Origin of the sequence: Aquimarina spongiae (genome assembly GCF_900141785.1) — a bacterium.
Taxonomy (GTDB): domain Bacteria; phylum Bacteroidota; class Bacteroidia; order Flavobacteriales; family Flavobacteriaceae; genus Aquimarina; species Aquimarina spongiae.
The window spans coordinates 123,084-142,859 of record NZ_FQYP01000008.1 but is presented as its reverse complement, the minus strand read 5'-3'; the positions used below and the strand labels follow the sequence as shown (position 1 = coordinate 142,859).

Genomic DNA, 19,776 nt, shown 5'->3' with positions numbered 1-19,776 from the left:
CTAAAATCATGAGGGTCGAGATACTTTTTAAGAGGTTTTTTCATTGGGTCGTAATTGCTCTTACAACAGGTTGGGTTTATGGCCAACCAGTCTATGATTCAAAAAGAATGATTGACGGAGTTTCCCTCTATAAAGATCACGTCGATCCTCATGTATTTTATTATGAACCTGGGAAATTAAAACTTAAAATACTATCGGATGGGACACCTGATTTTCAGTTTTTGGATATGCGATATACAGGTTCTAAATGCTATAATGACCGAGGAGAAAAGAGTTTTATGAGTTTGCTACAGGTAGGAGTAGAGATGCAAAAAATGGATAAGGATTTTATGAAACGAGTGAAGGTAAAACTACCTCCCAAATCAAAAATAATTCCTTTATCCATATCTGGTATAGAAACCCAATTAATTATACCATCTACGGGTTCAGACCATTCAAAAAAAGATGTGGTAAAAAAGGGAGTCCTAGAGTCAAGTGGTAAAGAAAGTGTATCCACCTCAAGAGGGTATTGGGAAACCAGAGTATTGACTATTCGATTAAACCAATACGAATCTCAAATTCTTATGGATTGTCTTAAAAAGAAAACTTTAGGTCTTAGCTTACAGTATTCTTTTTATGCTGACTTTTTGGGAAAATCAGATATAGAATTTACGGGATCAAAAGAAGTAGAAGAGCATTTGTATACTAAAGAAGAGGAGGATAAAGAAATTGTAGAAAATAGAATTATCCAATCTGATGCATTACCGATCAAAGTGGATGTTGAACAATATCCTGACGTAGTCAAACAACTCGATCTTAATGAAGAAATTCCTCCAGCTTATGCAGGTTTAGAAATAAAATGTTATGATTTCAAAGAGAATATCCGTCCTGATTTATTCATGAAAATAGTAGAGATTGAAGCACAAAGTGTTGATGGTGCGGAAACCGTAAAACAGGAAGTGAAATTTTTGAAGAAAAATACTGATTTGCATACTTATCATATTTCGTTTCCTTATGCTATTTATGTAGATACGCCTATGCGATATCGAATTACCGAAATCGATATTGAAGGTAAAAGGACAATTTTTGACTGGAAAGAAAAAGCTGAATGTAGTTCAGAACTTGACGTGACCACTCCTGTAAAGAACCAGAACTTGATCTCAAAATTAATTGAAGTAGAAATAGATTCAGAAAATCTTTGGCAACGTTTTGATGAGGTTTCGGTCTTTTTTGCCTATATGTTTAATGGGAAATCAAAACTCAAAGAAGTACGGTTTGAAAAAGAAACTTCTTCAATTGTAAAAGAAACACCACTGACGTACGATAAAAGAAATCCCATTCATTATGTTATTTCATCTAGTAAGGATACAGTTACTACCAGAAGAGGACCAAATACCTTGATAGACGATTATCTTTTTATTTCTCAATAAACCAAATAAGACCTCAAGGATCTAATTTCTAGTTTGTCATAATTTTAACAAAAACTAAATTTTGGTATTCTATTTTTAGGGAATTGTAACAAGATATTACCTAACTAATAGCCATTCGAAGATCCTGAAATGAGATTATTAATCGTTCTACTTTTACTGCTTTCGGTATCAACAAGCTGGTCACAAACCGCTATTTTTCAGAAGAAATCATTCACAGTAGGAACTACCAATGAAGGTATCCAGATCGATGGTGTTTTGGATGAGGGAGTGTGGAGTAAACTAACTCCGGCAAAAGATTTTGTGCAATATTTTCCATCAGATTCTATTCCTGCAAAAGCACAGACCGAAATCTATATGTGCACCGATCAAAAGAATCTTTATATAGGGATCAAATGTTATGCAGCGGGGAATGATTGGATAGTTAATTCTCTTCGTAGGGATTACAGAGCGGGAGGTGCTGATAATATCACATTGCTTTTCGATACTTTTGATGATGGTACCAATGCACTTTATTTTGGAATTAACCCTGAGGGGGTTCGCAGAGAAGGAATCATTAGTAATGGAGGAAACGTTTTACGAGATTTTTCTACTTCTTGGGATAACAAATGGAAAGGAGAAGCCCAAAAATACGATGGATATTACACCGCCGAATTAGAAATCCCATTTAGCACCCTCAGATATCCCACACCATCCAAGAAATGGGGGTTTTCCTGCTATCGTTTCGATTCCCAATCCAACGAAATTAGTACACATTCTAGAGTGCCAAGAAATCAGATTGTTTTTACGTTAGCGTATCCTGCCGAAATGATTTGGGAAGAAGAACTGACAACAAAAAGTAGTGCAGTTTCGTTAATTCCCTTCGTGTCTTCTGGAGTAAATAAAGATTTCGAAGATGATACACCCTCTGATACTTTTTTTGAAGCCGGAGGAGATGCTAAAATAGCGCTTTCACCGGGACTTAATTTGGATTTGACGGTGAACCCTGATTTCTCTCAGGTAGAAGTAGATGAGCAAATTACCAACCTGGATCGTTTTGAAATCTTTTTCCCAGAACGCAGACAGTTCTTTCTGGAAAATGCAGATCTTTTTGGACAGTTTGGGTTCGCAAATATTAACCCTTTTTTCTCCAGAAGAATCGGTGTTGGAGAGGATGTACGTACCGAAGAACTAGTTCAGAATAGGATATATGGCGGATTGCGAATAAGTGGAAAGCTTGACCCCAATACCCGAATTGGATTTTTGAATATGCAAACAGCTTCTAGCCAAGAACAGGGGATTCCGAGTGTTAATTATGGAGTAGCTGTTGCACAACGTAAACTATGGACAAGATCGAATATTGGATTCATCGCAGTAAACAGACAAGTAGCTGATATTGATGGATTGGACACCCTGGATATTAATCGTTATAACAGGATGGCGGGAATAGATTTTAATTATGCCACAAGGGATAATACCTGGTCAGGAAAGACCTTTGTGCATGGTACCTTTACACCAGATACGGATATTGCTATAGCTCAAGGAAGTACTTTAAATTATAACACCAGAAAATTTGGTGTGCTTTGGAGTCATGAATATGTAGATGAAGATTACAATGCCGAAGTAGGTTTTGTGCCAAGAACCAATTATTTTAGGATTAATCCAGTTACAGAACTTCGATACTACCCTCAGAATGAATTTATGAATAACCATACCTATAGGGCTGAGGCGGATGTATTTTGGAGACCTGAGTTTGGTAAAACAGACCATTTTTTTTCTATAGGGTGGGGAGGAGAACTAGCAGAGCGTGCTACTTTCCAATTCAATCTTAATCATAATTATGTGTATTTGTTTGATCCATTTGATCCCACAGGTACTGATTCTTTAGAATTGGATGCGGATCAGGACTTTTCTTATTTTAGTTTTACAGGTAATTTTAGGAGTGATCGAAGAAAAGCGTTTAGTTGGAGTTTAAGCCCTTATATCGGAGAGTATTTTAATGGTTGGCGCTACGGCACAAGAGGTAGCTTTACCATCAGGTACCAACCTCGAGGTTCCTTTTCCTTGAATTATGCGGTAAACTACTTCGACTTACCTCATTTGGATGGAGGTAGAGAAACTTTTTTGATTAGCCCTCGTGTGGATTATACGTTTTCCAAAAGTGTATTCACTTCACTATTTGTGCAATACAACTCTCAAAGCGATAACACCAATATAAATGCTCGTATTCAATGGCGTTTTGCTCCTGTATCAGATTTGATTTTAGTGTATACTGATAATTTCCTTACTGGAGAGGTGGATCCTTTAGACCGGTTTGCGTTTGATGTTCGTACCCGATCTATAGTGCTGAAAGTTACTTATTGGCTTAACCTGTAGCTTGTACTACAAATAAAGGAGGTTAAAGGAGGTTAAAGGAGGTAAGATACCTTATGGTTTCGAATATAGTCTGAAGGAGAAACACCATACTTACGTTTAAAGCATTTTGTAAAGTAAGAATGATCAGAGAACCCGGTTCGATATGCAATTTGAGTTACATTATCCACATTTTGTTGTAGTAAATAAGCAGCTTTTTCCAAACGTATACATCTTATAAAAGCCGTAGTAGAAAGCCCGGATAAACTTTTGAGTTTACGATGTAATTGGGTCCTACTCATATGAGCCACTCCCATAATCTTCGTCACATTTAGATCTGGACAGGCCATGTTATCGATGATATAATTCGTTATATTATGAAGAAGTATTTCATCTCTTGTTCGCACCATAATATTCGGAAGGACCAAAGAAAGTGAGTGTCTTTTTGTTTTTTTCAGTTGCGGGATTAATTGGATATTCGATATTTCAGGTGTTTTGTTTTTTGCAACCACCTTAATATTTGATCCTTTGCCTCCAATTGGACTTTGCTTAGAATTTCTTTTTTTACCAAAAGAAACACTGCGGTGTACCACTTTCATTGGGGATGAAGCTGCTGCTTTTAATACAGACGTATTTGTGTTTTTAGTTGTATTCATAATTTGTTCACTTGACACTCAAATATAGACGTGCAATAGGCTTGATACCAAGTGATAACTCTACGGATTCCGGAAAAAAGACCGCTAATTCCATGAATCCGTATTGTTAAATTTATTCTATAAATAATTGATTGTAAGGTTTTTGTGTTTGATTGCTTCTTAAATATAAATAAGTATATTTATGAAGTTGTAATTCTATCCAGGAGATTGGGTTTGTTTTTGCAGTAAGGATTATAACGTCCAAATATTTATGATAAATATTCGTTTAGAGTTTTAGATAATACTATGATTACCCCTTTAGATGATATTCGAAATCCTATCCTCATGAATTACAACGTACGCTTGTATAGTCTAATCCTTTTGATGTTTACTGTTTCCCTATCTTCACATGCTTATCAAGTGGATAACGAAACAAAGGAAGATTATAAAGTATTAAGAAGAGCGTACTACAAACACAGAAGTGATTCTGTACAATTAGCCAAGGAAATTCTTAAGGAATATATCAAAAAAGCAAGACAAAATAACGATAGTCTTGTGCTTGCTGATGGGTACTATTTGTATTCCAAGATTAGCGATTACGATCTAGCACAGCAATACAATGATAGTGTTATTGCCTTAAGTAAACCTCTTAATAATGCTCGCTATCCATTACTTGCCTATCAGGATAAAGCTACTATTTATTATAATACTTTCAATTTCAAAAAAGCATTTGACTATTATTTAAAAGTCACTGAAGAAGCCAAAAAACACAATAAAGAATTCTACTATCATCAGGCACTTGTGGATATGGTTTTGATCAAGGCCCATGTAGGAGAGCACGAGACCAGTCTTCCTACGTTAAGAAAATGTGTCGCCTATTTTACAGAATTCAAAGAGAAAAAACCTCAGGACTATTTTACGACAGTATTTGCGTTATCCGATGCATATATCCATCACAGAAAATTGGATTCTGCTTCTTTGTTTAATAAAGCGGGATATTCGTTTTCTGCAATTCTAGAAGATACTTATGAATGGAAATCTCACTTCATCCTTAATGAGGGAATTAATCAATTTTATAAAGAGAATTACCAGGCTGCAAAAGATAGCTTAACAAAGTCAATTGATTTGATTTCGGATACAGATGATCCGGTAAGTACGGCAAATTTGAGTATGGGTTATTTTTACTTGGGTAAGACATTGTCTGCTTTGGGAGAGCCATTAACCGCCCTTGAAGCTCATAAAAAAGTTGATGAAATATACAGCAAGAATCATATGGCGATCCCAGAGATTCGAAATAGTTATGATGTACTTATCGAACATTATAAAAAAAGTGGGGATAAGGATCTACATTTGAAATATATCGAAAGACGCTTAGCCATCGACAGTAGTTTGAATAGTGATTATAAGTATTTGATCAAAAACGTGGTCCAGAAATACGATACTCCAAAACTACTATCCGAAAAACAGGAAATTATTGATGCTCTCAAGAATGAGAAGAAATCGTTCTCTTATATTACTATTGGTCTTATCTCTATCAGTATTCTTTTTTTGGCTTTTTGGATTCAGAATTATATAAAACGAAAAACGTATAAGAAAAAATTTAATGAATTGTACAACGCTTCTACTTCGGGATCGAATGATAAAGAGAAGAAAAAAGAACCAATAGCGGATACTCAAGATACCGAAATTGGTATCGCCGAAGATATCATAGCAGATATTTTGAATCAACTTTCCCAATTTGAAAAAAACAAAGGATTTTTGGAGCCAGATATAACTACAAATTCCCTTTCCAAACGTTTCAACACCAATTACAAGTACCTTTCCAAAGTAGTCAATAAATATAAAAGCAAGAGTTTTAGCACCTATATTAATGATTTAAGAATTGACTATTCGGTTGCAAGGCTAAAAGAGGACAAAAAATTTAAACAATATACCATGGCAGCTATCGCCAAGGAAATTGGATTTAATACCAGCCAGGCATTTTCAAAATCTTTCTACAAGAAAAATGGAATTCATCCTTCTTACTTTATCAAACAGCTTCAAAAACAGGATGAATAGTTATAATTGTTCTCATTTTTAATTGTTGATTTAATTTGCGTAAAACTCTGAAAATCATAATTTTGAAAAGTGTTTTTCCGGAAAACGTAGAGGTAGTTTGCCGATAAGACAGACTATAAAGTTTATTATTAGTAGTTTTAGAAAGACGCAATCAAATACAAACTCATGAAAGCAAAAAGTAAGCGGTTACAATTGAAAAAATTAAAGGTGGCCAAAATTTCTAATATGGGCAGCATTAAAGGTGGTAGCGATTCCTTCTCCGTAGAATCGATCCATATTTCATGTTTAACTACAAACCCCAGAGAATCAGTACGCGGCAATAATTGCGAATCACAAAATTGCGAAGATATATTTGAATAAATCTATGGAGGATAGCTATTGTTTGCTATCGATGAAGGCGATCCAAAATTTCCATTACCTCATTCTTTTTTCGAACAGAAACAGGGATGTTTTCGCCGTTTTTCAGCATCAAATAGCCTCCGTCAGTTTTGATAAAGGCACTAATACACTGTAAATTGACCAAATGACTCTGGTGTACTCTCAAAAACTGATAGTTTTTGAGCATATCGGCAAAATACTTAAGGGTTTTGGTCACAAATATTTTTTGCCCATCCTGTAAATAAAATATGGTGTTATTGCTATCCGATTCACATCGTATGATGTCATCGAGATTTACAATAATGATCTTATCGAGTGTATGAAGCGATATTTTATCAGGTTTTTGTTCTGGTGCCGACAAAGTATCTTTCAAAATATTCAATCGCTCTTTGTTGGGTTGGATTTGTTTTTTGGCTTTGGCGATAGCTTGCGCTAGCTCTTCGTTAGAATAGGGTTTTAATACATAATCGATGGCAGCAAATTTGAAAGCTCGGATGGCGTATTCGTCACTTGCGGTCACAAAAATGATTTTGGATTGCAGCTCCGGAAAAATTTCCAAAACATCAAAACCCGTTCCATCACCCAGCATGATATCCAAAAAAAGGATATCGGGTTCTTTATTGCGAAGAGATTTTGCAGCTCCTACAACACTTTGAGCAGTATCGATGATTTTAATTTCTGGATGATTGGCCTCTATGTCGCTTTTTAAAAGCTGTAAGGCATCGGGCATATCGTCTACAATAATCGCTGTTAGCATAGTCTTAATAGTCAGTTTGTAATGGTATTTTGAACGCAATTTGTGTTCCTGCTACCGTATTTCCGTTGGTCATTATTTCTTCAATATTCAAGGAATCTTTTCCTGATATGAACTCTAATCGCTCTCTGGTTACCGTCAAGGCCATAGATTGATGGTCGGTATTTGTTTTAATTTTTTGGGATTGAAAAATTCCTTGTCCATTGTCGATTACAGTGCAATGTAAGAATTCTTCGGTAGTATGAAACTGTATCTTCAGCTCTCCATCTCGTATCCCTTTTAAAATCCCGTGTCTAACTGCATTTTCAACAAAAGGTTGAATAAGCATAGGAGGAATTAGAATTTCTTCTGGATCAAGATCAGAATCTATATCAATGGCGTAGGTAAATGGTTTATTAGCCATTAATTGTTCTATTTCTATATAGTGTTTTAAGGTCTGTATTTCCTGATCCAGCGTAATGTAATCCTTTCTGGAGTTATCCAAAGTTTCTCTTAGCAAAGTGGCAAAGGTATTGATGGTGGTATTCATACGCTGTGGGTTACTGGTTCCCATAGCTTTTATACCATTCAGGGCATTAAATATAAAGTGAGGATTCATTTGCAGACGTAAGGCCTTCTGTTCTAGAGAAAGTAGATGATTTTGCATTTGTAAGCGTTCTCTTTCTTCCTTATTCTTTCTCTTTACACGTCTGATGTAGGTTAGCGCATACCCTCCTAAAACCAATAAAATTCCGGCCAAAACAGATAACTGAAACCAAGTCTTTTCGTAAATAGGGCTATCGATAAAAAAATTGAAGCTGGCATTATCACTTTCTTCCCATCTATAATTACGGGATTGTGCGGTAAAAGAATGAGCTCCATATGCTAATCCTGCTAGGTTTTGTTTGCTTTCAGAAGACCAGGGGCTCCATTCTGAATTATTCAATCGAAATCGATACTCTATATCGTTGGGATGATCCAAATCGATCGTTTTGTAGCTAAAGGATAATTCGGTTTGATGTGGTTTAAGTTTTAACACCTTGGGACTATTGGTCCACGAATTCAAGTTAATAGAATCGACACTTTGATAGGCAACTTCAACATCTTCAAAAAACAACCTAGGTTTTACGGTAACTTTGGTAGTTTCTGTAGGTTCGTATTTGGTAAGCCCATAAATGGCACCAAACCATAAATTTCCATCTTTATCTTTCGTCACAGCATTGAGATGAGTCTCGATACCCAAAAAACCGTCATTTCTACCAAAGTGAAAAATATCTACAATGTCGTTGGATTGATTGAGTTCTATTTTATCTACTCCTCTTTCACTTCCTACCCATAAGTTGTCCTGATCATCAAATATCATTTGATAAATATTATCCGAATAGGGCCTTTTTCTTCCTTTTAGCTTCTTGACAGTAATATTTTTGCCTTCCAGTTCAGACCACCAAATCCCTCTACCTGCAGTACCTATAAACAATTTGTTTTTGTGAAAAAGTAAAGTGCTTATAGCAGTCTTTTGGTTAAGTACGTTTCCGAGATGAGTAACACGATCTTTATAGATGTAACCTAGGTGACCATTTTGGGTAGCATACCAAATTTTACCCAACGAATCCTGTTTCATGTATCGGATTTGTAGATCTTTGATTCCGTTACGTCTTTCAAATTTTTTGAGTTGTGTAATTCGGTTTCTTATCGAATCATATTTAAATCTGAAAATTCCAGAAGAATAGGAAGCAGCCCATATTTTGTTCTTATCGATGTGCAGGGTTCTTATCCATTCTGAGGGGATACCATTGTCTTTATCAATAATATGGTTTTCGTAAACCACCTTCTTGATCGTATCTGTTCGCACAATATATTCTTCCTGAGAATCCTGAATTTTGCTAGAATCGATGACGATACTATCTACCAGTTTTGTTTTCTTAAATAATATTCCTTTACCGTCCGTTCCTGCCCAAATGTTTCCATTTAAGTCTTCTGTAATTGTTTTAATTTTTACTTCGGATAGGCGATCATCCTGTGGTATATGGTGTATGCCCAAGGAATCTATTTTTACCAAACCTACTTCCGAGTTTGATGCCCATATACCATCTTTGGTCTGATGCACTGCATAAACCCGGTTACCTTTTAATCCGGTATCTTGATCATAATGTATAAAATTGTTCTGAAAATATTTATAAAATCCTCCACCAGAAGTAGCGATCCATATATTAGATTGGCGATCTACAATACTTTTTCGAATATGAGATATGGATAAACCATTACGTCTATTGATTGTTCTTTTTTGTTTATGGGTATTGGCGTCGATAATTCTGATCCCTTCGTTGTCGGTGGCAAACCATAGTTCGCTATCATTATGAACCGAAGCATTGGTAACTCGTAGTGGTTTGGATACCCAATAGTTACCATACGATTTGGAATTGGTATTAAGAATCAAAATCCCTTGATCAACGGCTGCTGCAAATATTTTGTTTTTATGATAAATTGCAGCTGTAAAATCATGGGCACTGTGGCGCTCCATGATGGTAGCTTTGTTTTGAATTTTATTTAGTTTCCATAGTCCCTTATTGGTTGCTATCCAATAGAGTTTGCCATCAAAGGCAATATCATTAATGATACTCGTATTGATTTTGGCGTTGAGGTTGATCTTTTTTAACCCTAATTTTCTGTCATATCGATAGATACCAATATTTGTGGCTAGATAGGTCTTGTTCTTAATTCTATATATTTTATTGATTCTAGGACCTTCTAGATTGGTGAATTTATTTTTTGTTTTTATGGATAGACCTCCTTTAGTTCCTATGAATAGGCTATCATTGGCAGAGTGTAGTGCATGAATATAGTTAGATTGTAAACCATCGGTCTCGTTCCAGATTTCGAACTCTTCTCCATTAAAGCGGCATAATCCTCCTCCTTGGGTTCCTAACCAGAGATATCCCATCTCGTCTTGAATGATATCATAAACCTGTGATTGTGGTAATCCATCTTCAAGGGTATAGGCTCGTAATTGGTTATTTTGAGCAAAAGTGCTCTTAGTAAAAGCAATTAGGATTAAAGAAAAGAAACTTATATGTCTTAAAAGAGTCATAAAAGATAGATCTGGTTGGTAACAAATATAATTAAAACTGAGTTTGACATTGGCATCATTAAAAACAAAACCGACAGATCGTACGATCTGTCGGTATAATAAACAAAAGTTTCCCCCTTTTTGTTTATCAGATTGAGTTGTGTAAAGGTTACTAATATCCTGTAATGGCTGTCGTTTTTGAGATTCCTGTAATCCCTTCATTTTGGTTCCAGGTAAAACTCTGTTTTAGACTTACATACTTAGTATCGGATGTACTTTTATAAAAAGTTTGAGTACTTAATATGTTACCATCAATTCCATATTCTTGATTCGGGAATATATATTGAAAATCAGTATCAGATTCTTCACAGTATATATTTTTAAGCTCAGGCAACGCTGTTACTTCTCCATTTTCCTGTACCATATAGTAAAAGGATTCCACATGCGCACAGCAAGCCAGATATTCTACTTCCATTTTTATCACTTCAGAGACCCCATTTAGGCCGGGGTTCTCTAAAGTGGTAATAAAAATATCCTCAAAAAGCTCTGTGTCGTTAATCGTTAGCGTAGATATTTTTTCGGAGCTATTATCAGAACGCACCAAATTAACGACGTATGTAGGATATTCCTGTCCTTGATCAGTAATTTCGGTTGTTACCAAATACTTTTCAGATTTTTCAAATCCCTTTTGTGCTTGAAGGAATTGAAAACTTTGAAACAGGATAATTATTATGGCTACCTTTTTCATAACAGCTTTATTTTGAGGTTGGCTATTTAATGTAAAAGTAGCACCTTCATTTATCTCTCCAGTGATGCTTTTAGTATTCGTTATGATCGAATTAGAATTCGTTTGGACTTTATAAAGTATGGTTTGCGTTTTTGGTTAGAAGAGCAGGTGAGGAAAAAGCTAGTTTGCGCTGTGATAACAGGTAAATAAAGAGCCTTGTTTTTCTCTAGAAAACAAAAAGATTTTGAGTAAAGATTTAGATGCAAAAACTCTGTTATGGCTTATTATCACTTGCTTTACGTTAAAACCACAAAACTTAAAATTAATTTTTAGATAACATTTTTAATACGCTTTTTTTTGTATCTTCACACAAGTTACCCCTTAAAAAATTATGTGCTTTTCGCATGTAATTTACTTGATTTATTTTTTCCCTATTAAGATAAATCAACTTCCTATCGATTTTAGAGAAGATGAAGATTTATATAGTTCTTATATGAGTCTATATGTCAGAGATTATTTTTTAACGTAGGTGTCGTATGCACTTATGTGAAGTAGCTATTATAGTCCAAGTATAGCGTATAGTGCTATGCTCAAATATTAACTGATATAAAATGATTTTTCAGGTATTGCAAATAATTAAAGAAGAGTTGAATGGCTATTTTACAGATGAAGATCCTGTCGAACTAGCTAACATAGGAACTATTTCTTCGGGAGATGGGGATGAGGATGCAGATATAGCATTAACCCTTATTAATATAGATGAAGAACCGACCTTAAAAAATGTTCCCAATTATAAAATTGAAGGCTCGACAGTTTCTTATAAAAACCCAAAAGTAAATGTTAATCTGTATATCCTATTCAGTGCGAATAGTGATTTGTATACCGAATCATTAAAGAATGTGTCCAGTATCATGGAGTTTTTTCAAGGTAAAAATGTCTTTACACATCTAAATACCAACTTTAATAGAGATGATGCAGATATGCAGGATTTGGGAGATTTTAAATTTATTACCGAATTATATACGCCTTCTTTTGAACAATTAAGCTATATCTGGGGTGTTTTGGGAGGGAAACAATACCCATCTGTGCTATATAAGGTAAGACTCTTAGAGATAGAAAGAGATGTGCTGAAATCTCAAGGAGCTGTAATCACGAACATTAATGCAACTTTAAATAAGAATTAATGAGTTTCCAAATAGCATACAAACCCCTGGCTGAGATTACAATTCATCATGATTTCTATTTGGATGACGGAACTGATAAGTTTGTAGACTTGTCTGATGAAGAAAAGAAATCACAATTAACAAGTTATGATTTTTTAAACTTTTTAAAGATTACCCCAACACCTATAACGCAAAGATTATTACAAAATCATAAAGTGGTTTTACGCAATACGGGTTCAGAATTACTCCTTTTTGTAAATGTAGAAGAATATAACAAGGCCGGTGAGAGTACGACTGCATTTTGCCCCAAGATTGAGATGGGCGGTGATTTAGAATTTACTTTCGAGCTTCGGTTTTCTGATACTTATTTTAATAATTATACCAATAGTGCAGATGCTTCAGAAAATCGACTGTATTATTTCTCTAATAAGCGACCGGATAGTGAATCCAATGCCTTTCCCAATTTTTTTATTGATCAGGAAGTACATACAGATTTTTTATTGCAACCAGAGGGTAGTAGAGAAATTATACACCATATACTTACTAAAGAGGTAGCTCCCATCGATGATTTGGGATTAGAAACTATTCTGGCCATAGATGATACGGATATTGAAGTTCCCGAAAATGCTGCAGTTTTAAATACGTATATAGAAACGCAAAAAAGAAACGGACTTTTAGGATACATTCGATTAGCAGTTCAAGGAGATGGAAATGTTGACCTTTTGGAAGATACAACCGTGGAAATACCTAATAGCGCAAACCAAGTTCGCAAATGTTTACCAGAGACTTCGATATCACCAGTACTGCGATTCGAAAACAGAAAGACCTTTTGGAGATATAACAGAGTAAGTACCGAAGAAGTTTTTGTTACAAAAAATGAGTATCCACTCACGCAAAATGGGTTTATAAAGCTTAGACCCAATCAATTACAACCTAGATTAAGAAATGTCTTTTTGCTGAATCCTGGCAAAAGCGGGGTAAGCGAAGAAAACGATGACTTTTATTCAGAAATATTTATTTAAAAATTTAATACAAATTAAAATTCACAATTATGGCAACGTACAGCACACCAGGAGTTTACATTGAGGAAATCGCTAAGTTTCCCCCTTCTGTAGCTCAAGTAGAAACTGCTATCCCTGCTTTCATTGGGTATACTCAAAAAGCGACAAATAAAGCAGAGGGGGATCTTCACGAAATTCCAACACGTATTACTTCGATGTTAGAGTATGAAACATATTTTGGTTTTGCGCAGTTAGAAAATAGTATTACTGTTGATGTTAAAGATGATGTTATTTCGATACCACCTTTAACTACCAAATCGCCTTTCCTTATGTATTACTCATTACAATTGTACTTTGCTAATGGTGGAGGACCATGTTATATCATGTCCGTAGGACAATATGGAGAAGGTTCTGCTCCAGTTACCGCTGTTGCTTTGGGGTCAGAAACAACTCCAGGTTTGGCCAAAGGATTAAAATTGGTAGAAAAAGAAGATGAGCCTACATTGCTGGTTTTTCCTGATGCTACCTCACTTTCTAGTAGTGGTGATTTCTATGGGTTATACAATAGCGCTCTTACACAGTGTAACAAGTTACAGGATCGTTTTGCAATCATAGATACCTACGCTTATGATGATAGTACTCCTGTAGATGCAAATATTCAAGGGTTAAGAGATGGGATCAATCTAGAAAAAGATTTCATTAAATATGGTGCGGCTTACTATCCATTCGTAGAAACCATTTTGGATTATAATTATGATGAAAGTCAGGTAGATGTGACACAAACAGCTGCTGGTCCTGCAGATGTACAACAAGCTGCACAAGACATCTCTGATGATATAGATACAACGGTTGTAGATACCTTGGTTGCCGATTTAGGAACTATAGAAGGGGATATTGCTGCTGCAGGTGATGACGCTGCTGCTGTAGCCTTGGTACCAAGTTTACAGGCAAAAATCAATGAAGTTATTAGTTATATCAATGGACTAAAAAATAATTTGAATGCTGCTTTGGCAATAGGAAGAGCCGCTGGAGCTGCTACAGAATCTAATGATTTGGATACCTGGATAACCGATGAGTTAGACCAAACGATACTTGATCTTAATAAAAGTATAGATCGATTGAATGAAGATGATACTCAATCTAAAATTAACAATGAGATCTCTGTAAATCAACCAGGACTTTATGATACATTAGGAATTCATTCTTCAAGTGCTGCAGGAGATGCTTTAAAAGCCAAAATTGATGCACTTATCGCTTCAGGACAACTATCACTACTTATCGCTGCGCTACCAGCATCGAGTATTCCTGCAACTACAGTAAAATTGAATACTCTAGAAGCTTCGGATAATGCCTTATACAATAGAATTAAAGCAGAAATCGGACAAGTACCAGTAATTCTTCCACCAAGTAGTGGGATGGCTGGAGTATACGCAAGAGTAGATAACGCCAGAGGAGTTTGGAAAGCACCTGCCAATGTAGGGATGAACTATGTAATTAAACCTACTATACATATTTCTCATGAAGATCAGGAAGACTTGAATGTTCATGGAACAGGAAAATCAATCAATGCTATCAGAACATTTACCGGTAAAGGAACCTTGGTTTGGGGAGCTAGAACTTTGGCAGGAAATGATAACGAATGGAGATATGTATCTGTACGTCGTTTTTTCAATATGGCCGAAGAGTCTATCAAAAAGGCGACAGAACAATTTGTTTTTGAACCTAATGATGCAAATACTTGGGTGAAAGTTAAAGCAATGATCACCAATTTCTTGAATTTACAATGGAGAGCAGGAGCCTTAACTGGTCCAACACCAGATAAAGCTTTTTATGTAAATGTAGGATTAGGTGAAACGATGACCGCTCAAGATATTCTTGAAGGGAATATGATTGTAGAAATAGGTATGGCAGTAGTACGTCCTGCAGAATTTATCATCCTTAAGTTCTCTCACAAAATGCAAGAGGCATAAATAACAAATCATCTTAATAATTTATAAAGTATATAAACATGGCAACAACATATCCATTACCAAAGTTTCATTTTAGAGTGTCTTTCGGAGATTCAGAATTTAATTGTACCGAAGTTTCTGGATTGGATTTTGAAAGAGAAATGATCGAATATAGAGCAGGGGCAGATAACGAGTATCATAAGACTAAGCAACCTGGACTTTCAAAATATAGCAACATCACTATCAAAAGAGGAACCTTTGTAGAAACCAACAAAGAGTTTTATGAGCAGTGGGTGAAAACCGTATATTTTCAAGAAGGAGAAGAGCAGTACAGAGGAGACTTAACGATCAGTCTGCTTGATGAAAAACACGAACCAGTAGTAACCTGGAAAGCCGAACGCGCTTACATTACAAAAATTCAATCCACAGATTTAAAAGCAGACGGTAACGAAATCGCTATCGAGACGGCAGAATTTGTTCACGAGAAATTATCTCTAGTTTAATATGGCGGCTTACTATCCACCGGTTGGTTTTCATTTTAAAGTCGAATTTCAAGACATTGAAAATAGGACTAATGATCATCAGTTTCAGTCGGTTTCGGGTCTTTCTGTAGATCTTGAAACCGAAGAAATTGCTGAGGGTGGAGAAAATAGGTTTAAACATAAAATTCCAGTACGAACCAAATATCCCAATTTGGTCCTAAAAAGAGGACTTTTGATAGATTCAGGGTTAATAGAATGGTGTAAAAAAGCGATTGAAGATTTTGAAATTCAACCGATCAATCTCACCATCAAATTGCTCAACGAAAAGCATGAACCTTTATTAACATGGAATGTGGTACATGCCTATCCGGTAAAGTGGACTGTCGAGGATTTTAATGCCGAAGAAAACAAGCTATCGATAGAGTCTTTGGAGCTTTCCTATAACTATTTTAAAACCATTACCTAATGCCAATAGAAATTAAAGAGTTGCATATCAAAATCAATGTTGATGAAAGTAGCAAAGGTCAAAAATCAGTAGCCACTTTCGGAAAAGAAGAAAAATCTGCATTGATCGCATCTTGTGTAGAACAAGTGATGGATATTCTTGAAATGCGTGAAGAACGATAATCAGTGAACAAATGAGTGAAGGTAAATTACAGAAATTAGTTATCCGCTGTTTCAAAGATGAACGCTTTCAGGAAGAGCTTTTGGATCTAAAGTATACAGCGCTTTTAAATCCGGAAACCTATTCGTTTTCTTTTAAAGCCGATTATCAGGAAGAACAGGCTCAAGGAACCAGTGGTGATGATCCCAAATTTGTGAGGTCACTGCCCGAAGATCTTACTTTGGACTTTCTTTTTGACCGGACAGGGGTGATTATTCATTACGGAGATGACCCTTTATCAAGTTCTGGAGATACGGTGTATAAGGATCAGGGAAATGGGATTATCGATGATCTGGATGCGTTCAAAAAAGCAGTATACGATTACAACGGAGATAAACATAAACCCAATTATCTAATTATAACTTGGGGATCCCTGTCATTCAGGTGTTTTCTTACTTCGATGGATGTAGAGTACAAACTGTTCAAGCCAGACGGTACTCCGCTAAGAGCGATGGTAAAAGCTACCTTCAAAAGATTTATTGAAGCCGAAGAACGAGTAGCAGAAGAGAATAATAATTCTCCTGATCTTACCCATTATCGGGTTGTAAAAGCAGGAGATACGCTTCCCTTGATGACGTATCGAATCTATGGGGATCCAAAGTACTATCTCGAAGTCGCAAGAGTAAACAATATTAGCAATTTTAGAAAATTGAAGGTAGGACAAGAATTGTTTTTTCCTCCATTACAAAAACAGTCTTAAATGAATAATAGCGGTGTCATACAAACTTCTCAAAGTGCAGATCTTGTTACTTTCAAGATATTGATGGATGGACAAGAGCTTTCCAAAAAATATCAGGTACAGAGTATTGTTGTCGATAAAGAGGTGAACAGAATACCAACCGCAAAGCTGGTGATTAACGATGGTGACCCATCGGCAAGAGATTTTCCACTGAGCAACGAGGATTTTTTGATCCCGGGTAAAGAAGTGGAAATTACAGCAGGGTACCATTCTGATGAAGCAACGATTTTCAAAGGAATTATCATCAAACATAATCTTAGGATTCGTCCTAAAAGCAATCAACTGATCATAGAATGTAGAGATGAGGCGGTCAAACTTACAGTAGGCAGAAAAAGCAAATATTTCTATGATAGTGCTGATAGCGATATTTTTGAAGAAATCATAGGCACTTATGGTCTTGGTAATGATGTTGAAGCAACAACACATACACATACAGAATTAGTACAGTACAATGCTTCGGACTGGGATTTTATCATGTCCAGAGCGCAAGCCAATGGCAAAATCTGTATTGTTGATGATGGTGAAATCAAAATAGTTGCACCCGATCTGGGCCAGGAAGAAATTGAAACGATAACTTTTGGAGCCAGTATGTTGGATTTTGATGCAGAGATTGATGCCAGACATCAAATCAGCAAGGTGTCTTCTTACGCCTGGAATTATGCAGATCAGGAGCTCCTGGAAATAGAAGCTAATGATCCAGCCGTTTCTCTCAATGGTAATTTGAGTGCTTCAGACCTTGCTGATACCATAGGGGTTGAAAATGTAGAACTTAGGCATGGTGGAGCAGTTACAGATTCTGAGCTACAGAACTGGGCCGATGCCAAATGGTTATTTCAACAATTAGCCAAAATTAGAGGCCGCGTCAAATTTCAAGGCATACCTGATGTAAAACCTAATACCATTCTAAAGCTGGAGGGTGTAGGAGACCGTTTTAATGGTAAAATATTTGTGAGCGGCGTACGCCACTCTATTACCGAAGGTAACTGGACTGTGGATGCACAATTTGGTTTGGATCCCAAATGGTTTTCTGAAACCTATGAGATCGATATGAAACCAGCGTCTGGATTATTACCGGCTATACAAGGACTTCAAATAGGTGTGGTTTCCCAATTACAAGACGACCCAGATGGAGAAGAAAGAATTTTAGTGCAACTACCGATTGTAAATAACGAAGAACAAGGAATTTGGTGTCGAATAGCATCCCTGGATGCGGGAGATAGTAGAGGCGCCTTTTTTCGACCAGAAATAGAAGACGAAGTAATCGTTGGATTTATTAATCAGGATCCAAATGATGCGGTCGTATTGGGAATGCTGCATAGCAGTGCTAAGCCAGCTCCCATTACCGCAAGTGATGATAACCACGAAAAAGGCTTTGTAACACGTAGTGAAATGAAAGTGCTTTTTGACGATGATAAAAAGACCTTGAATATCACCACTCCTGCCGGGAAAAGAATCGCACTTGATGAAGATGAAGGTACGATTATCGTAGAAGACGAAAATTCGAATGTGATTACTATTGATAGTGCAGGGATTTTGATGGAAAGTGCTGGAAATATAGAAATTAAAGCCTCTGGCGATGTAAATATTGAAGGGACCAATGTAAATCTTACTGCAAGTGCCGCTTTTAAGGCAGAAGGCTCTGCTGGGGCCGAAGTGTCCTCTGGCGCAACTGCCGTATTAAAGGGATCATTGGTTCAAATTAATTAATAGAAAAATTTAAAAATATGCCACCAGCTGCAAGAGTAAATGATATGCATGTTTGCCCAATGGTCAACCCAGGGGGTGCTCCACATGTGGGAGGTCCGATCCTTCCTCCAGGAGAACCTACTGTTTTAATAGCCGGTATGCCCGCCGCAAGAGTCGGAGATATGGCTACGTGTAGCGGCCCCCCAGATAGTATCGTAGCCGGTTCAGGAACGGTATTGATCGGAGGTGTGCCCGCCGCCAGAATGGGAGATTCCACTGCGCATGGAGGTACCATCGTGGCAGGAGAACCAACAGTTTTGATAGGATAATATGGAAAATAAAAAGTCATTTTTAGGAGTCGGTTGGAGCTTTCCGCCAGAGTTTAATAGAGATGCTGCTGCAGTAAAAATGATCTCAGACGAAGAGGATATTCAAAGTAGTCTTGAGATTTTGCTCACTACACGTTTAGGAGAACGAATAATGGTTCCGCAGTACGGCTGCAATTTGGATGAACTCCTATTCGAAAACCTAAGTAGAACATTGATCACTTATGTTTCCGAATTGATCAAAAGCGCTATTCTCTATCACGAACCTAGAATCGATGTAAATCGAATTGATATTTCCGAAAGCGATGTCCTGCAAGGCGAATTATTTATAAAAGTAGAATATACGGTAAGGGCCACCAATTCAAGAAATAATGTGGTGTTTCCATTCTACTTAGAAGAAGGAACTGATATTTAATTATTAAAGCAAAACA

Annotated in this window: 17 protein-coding genes; 13 read left to right on the top strand and 4 right to left on the bottom strand. The window is 36.3% G+C overall.

Going from position 1 to position 19,776, the window contains the following annotated elements:
* Positions 1–8: 8 nt before the first annotated feature.
* Both BUE24_RS18045 and BUE24_RS18040 read left to right on the top strand, forming a co-directional pair.
* A complete protein-coding gene (locus tag BUE24_RS18045) occupies positions 9–1,409 on the top strand; it encodes a hypothetical protein (RefSeq protein WP_139242043.1) in 1,401 nt (466 codons plus the stop codon).
* Positions 1,410–1,538: 129 nt separating this feature from the next.
* Positions 1,539–3,761, top strand: a complete 2,223-nt coding sequence (locus tag BUE24_RS18040; RefSeq protein WP_073319039.1) for a DUF5916 domain-containing protein — start codon at positions 1,539–1,541, stop codon at positions 3,759–3,761.
* Between the two features lie 32 nt (positions 3,762–3,793).
* Here the strand turns inward: BUE24_RS18040 and BUE24_RS18035 are convergent, their stop codons facing one another.
* Positions 3,794–4,393 (bottom strand): helix-turn-helix domain-containing protein, encoded by a 600-nt coding sequence (locus tag BUE24_RS18035; protein WP_073319036.1) that lies wholly within the window; start codon positions 4,391–4,393, stop codon positions 3,794–3,796.
* Positions 4,394–4,717: 324 nt separating this feature from the next.
* Here BUE24_RS18035 and BUE24_RS18030 point away from each other — a divergent pair, with 324 nt between their 5' ends.
* Entirely contained in the window at positions 4,718–6,430 is a 1,713-nt protein-coding gene (locus BUE24_RS18030) for a helix-turn-helix domain-containing protein (protein WP_170864628.1), read from the top strand.
* Positions 6,431–6,815: 385 nt separating this feature from the next.
* On the opposite strand, the gene BUE24_RS18025 is transcribed toward BUE24_RS18030, so the two are convergent.
* The 3 genes from BUE24_RS18025 to BUE24_RS18015 all read right to left on the bottom strand — a co-directional run bounded on the left by BUE24_RS18025 (position 6,816) and on the right by BUE24_RS18015 (position 11,356).
* On the bottom strand, positions 6,816–7,565 hold the full coding sequence (locus tag BUE24_RS18025; protein WP_084549604.1) for a LytR/AlgR family response regulator transcription factor: 750 nt from the start codon (positions 7,563–7,565) through the stop codon (positions 6,816–6,818).
* Positions 7,566–7,569: 4 nt separating this feature from the next.
* Positions 7,570–10,629, bottom strand: a complete 3,060-nt coding sequence (locus BUE24_RS18020) for a ligand-binding sensor domain-containing protein (protein ID WP_170864627.1) — start codon at positions 10,627–10,629, stop codon at positions 7,570–7,572.
* A 151-nt stretch (positions 10,630–10,780) separates the two neighbouring features.
* Positions 10,781–11,356: a hypothetical protein gene (locus BUE24_RS18015; RefSeq protein WP_073319027.1), complete on the bottom strand. Its 576-nt coding sequence runs from the start codon at positions 11,354–11,356 to the stop codon at positions 10,781–10,783.
* Between the two features lie 590 nt (positions 11,357–11,946).
* On the opposite strand from BUE24_RS18015, the gene BUE24_RS18010 reads away from it, so the two are divergent.
* The 10 genes from BUE24_RS18010 to BUE24_RS17970 are packed head-to-tail and all read left to right on the top strand — an operon-like array spanning position 11,947 to position 19,760.
* A complete protein-coding gene (locus BUE24_RS18010; protein WP_073319024.1) occupies positions 11,947–12,519 on the top strand; it encodes a Pvc16 family protein in 573 nt (190 codons plus the stop codon).
* Positions 12,519–13,520 (top strand): hypothetical protein, encoded by a 1,002-nt coding sequence (locus tag BUE24_RS18005; RefSeq protein ID WP_073319021.1) that lies wholly within the window; start codon positions 12,519–12,521, stop codon positions 13,518–13,520. The genes BUE24_RS18010 and BUE24_RS18005 overlap by 1 nt, the downstream gene beginning before the upstream one ends.
* A 29-nt stretch (positions 13,521–13,549) precedes the next feature.
* Positions 13,550–15,469 (top strand): phage tail sheath family protein, encoded by a 1,920-nt coding sequence (locus BUE24_RS18000; protein ID WP_073319018.1) that lies wholly within the window; start codon positions 13,550–13,552, stop codon positions 15,467–15,469.
* A 38-nt stretch (positions 15,470–15,507) separates the two neighbouring features.
* Positions 15,508–15,951, top strand: coding sequence for a phage tail protein (locus BUE24_RS17995; RefSeq protein ID WP_073319015.1), 444 nt, complete (start codon positions 15,508–15,510; stop codon positions 15,949–15,951).
* Position 15,952: 1 nt separating this feature from the next.
* A complete protein-coding gene (locus BUE24_RS17990; RefSeq protein WP_073319012.1) occupies positions 15,953–16,396 on the top strand; it encodes a phage tail protein in 444 nt (147 codons plus the stop codon).
* Positions 16,396–16,557, top strand: coding sequence for a DUF5908 family protein (locus BUE24_RS24015; RefSeq protein WP_170864626.1), 162 nt, complete (start codon positions 16,396–16,398; stop codon positions 16,555–16,557). The genes BUE24_RS17990 and BUE24_RS24015 overlap by 1 nt, the downstream gene beginning before the upstream one ends.
* Before the next feature lie 11 nt (positions 16,558–16,568).
* A complete protein-coding gene (locus BUE24_RS17985) occupies positions 16,569–17,294 on the top strand; it encodes a CIS tube protein (protein ID WP_073319010.1) in 726 nt (241 codons plus the stop codon).
* On the top strand, positions 17,295–19,040 hold the full coding sequence (gene vgrG, locus BUE24_RS17980) for a type VI secretion system tip protein VgrG (RefSeq protein ID WP_073319007.1): 1,746 nt from the start codon (positions 17,295–17,297) through the stop codon (positions 19,038–19,040). It begins immediately after the preceding gene.
* A 17-nt stretch (positions 19,041–19,057) separates the two neighbouring features.
* Positions 19,058–19,348, top strand: coding sequence for a PAAR domain-containing protein (locus BUE24_RS17975; RefSeq protein WP_073319004.1), 291 nt, complete (start codon positions 19,058–19,060; stop codon positions 19,346–19,348).
* Between the two features lies 1 nt (position 19,349).
* Positions 19,350–19,760, top strand: coding sequence for a GPW/gp25 family protein (locus tag BUE24_RS17970; RefSeq protein ID WP_073319001.1), 411 nt, complete (start codon positions 19,350–19,352; stop codon positions 19,758–19,760).
* Positions 19,761–19,776: the final 16 nt, after the last annotated feature.

Excerpts from the sequence above, each read along its gene's own strand:
- BUE24_RS18045 (WP_139242043.1), top strand. The coding sequence starts at position 9 with ATGAGGGTCGAGATACTTTTTAAGAGGTTTTTTCATTGGGTCGTAATT.
- BUE24_RS18040 (WP_073319039.1), top strand. The coding sequence starts at position 1,539 with ATGAGATTATTAATCGTTCTACTTTTACTGCTTTCGGTATCAACAAGC.
- BUE24_RS18035 (WP_073319036.1), bottom strand. The coding sequence starts at position 4,393 with ATGAATACAACTAAAAACACAAATACGTCTGTATTAAAAGCAGCAGCT.
- BUE24_RS18030 (WP_170864628.1), top strand. The coding sequence starts at position 4,718 with ATGAATTACAACGTACGCTTGTATAGTCTAATCCTTTTGATGTTTACT.
- BUE24_RS18025 (WP_084549604.1), bottom strand. The coding sequence starts at position 7,565 with ATGCTAACAGCGATTATTGTAGACGATATGCCCGATGCCTTACAGCTT.
- BUE24_RS18020 (WP_170864627.1), bottom strand. The coding sequence starts at position 10,629 with ATGACTCTTTTAAGACATATAAGTTTCTTTTCTTTAATCCTAATTGCT.
- BUE24_RS18015 (WP_073319027.1), bottom strand. The coding sequence starts at position 11,356 with ATGAAAAAGGTAGCCATAATAATTATCCTGTTTCAAAGTTTTCAATTC.
- BUE24_RS18010 (WP_073319024.1), top strand. The coding sequence starts at position 11,947 with ATGATTTTTCAGGTATTGCAAATAATTAAAGAAGAGTTGAATGGCTAT.
- BUE24_RS18005 (WP_073319021.1), top strand. The coding sequence starts at position 12,519 with ATGAGTTTCCAAATAGCATACAAACCCCTGGCTGAGATTACAATTCAT.
- BUE24_RS18000 (WP_073319018.1), top strand. The coding sequence starts at position 13,550 with ATGGCAACGTACAGCACACCAGGAGTTTACATTGAGGAAATCGCTAAG.
- BUE24_RS17995 (WP_073319015.1), top strand. The coding sequence starts at position 15,508 with ATGGCAACAACATATCCATTACCAAAGTTTCATTTTAGAGTGTCTTTC.
- BUE24_RS17990 (WP_073319012.1), top strand. The coding sequence starts at position 15,953 with ATGGCGGCTTACTATCCACCGGTTGGTTTTCATTTTAAAGTCGAATTT.
- BUE24_RS24015 (WP_170864626.1), top strand. The coding sequence starts at position 16,396 with ATGCCAATAGAAATTAAAGAGTTGCATATCAAAATCAATGTTGATGAA.
- BUE24_RS17985 (WP_073319010.1), top strand. The coding sequence starts at position 16,569 with ATGAGTGAAGGTAAATTACAGAAATTAGTTATCCGCTGTTTCAAAGAT.
- vgrG (WP_073319007.1), top strand. The coding sequence starts at position 17,295 with ATGAATAATAGCGGTGTCATACAAACTTCTCAAAGTGCAGATCTTGTT.
- BUE24_RS17975 (WP_073319004.1), top strand. The coding sequence starts at position 19,058 with ATGCCACCAGCTGCAAGAGTAAATGATATGCATGTTTGCCCAATGGTC.
- BUE24_RS17970 (WP_073319001.1), top strand. The coding sequence starts at position 19,350 with ATGGAAAATAAAAAGTCATTTTTAGGAGTCGGTTGGAGCTTTCCGCCA.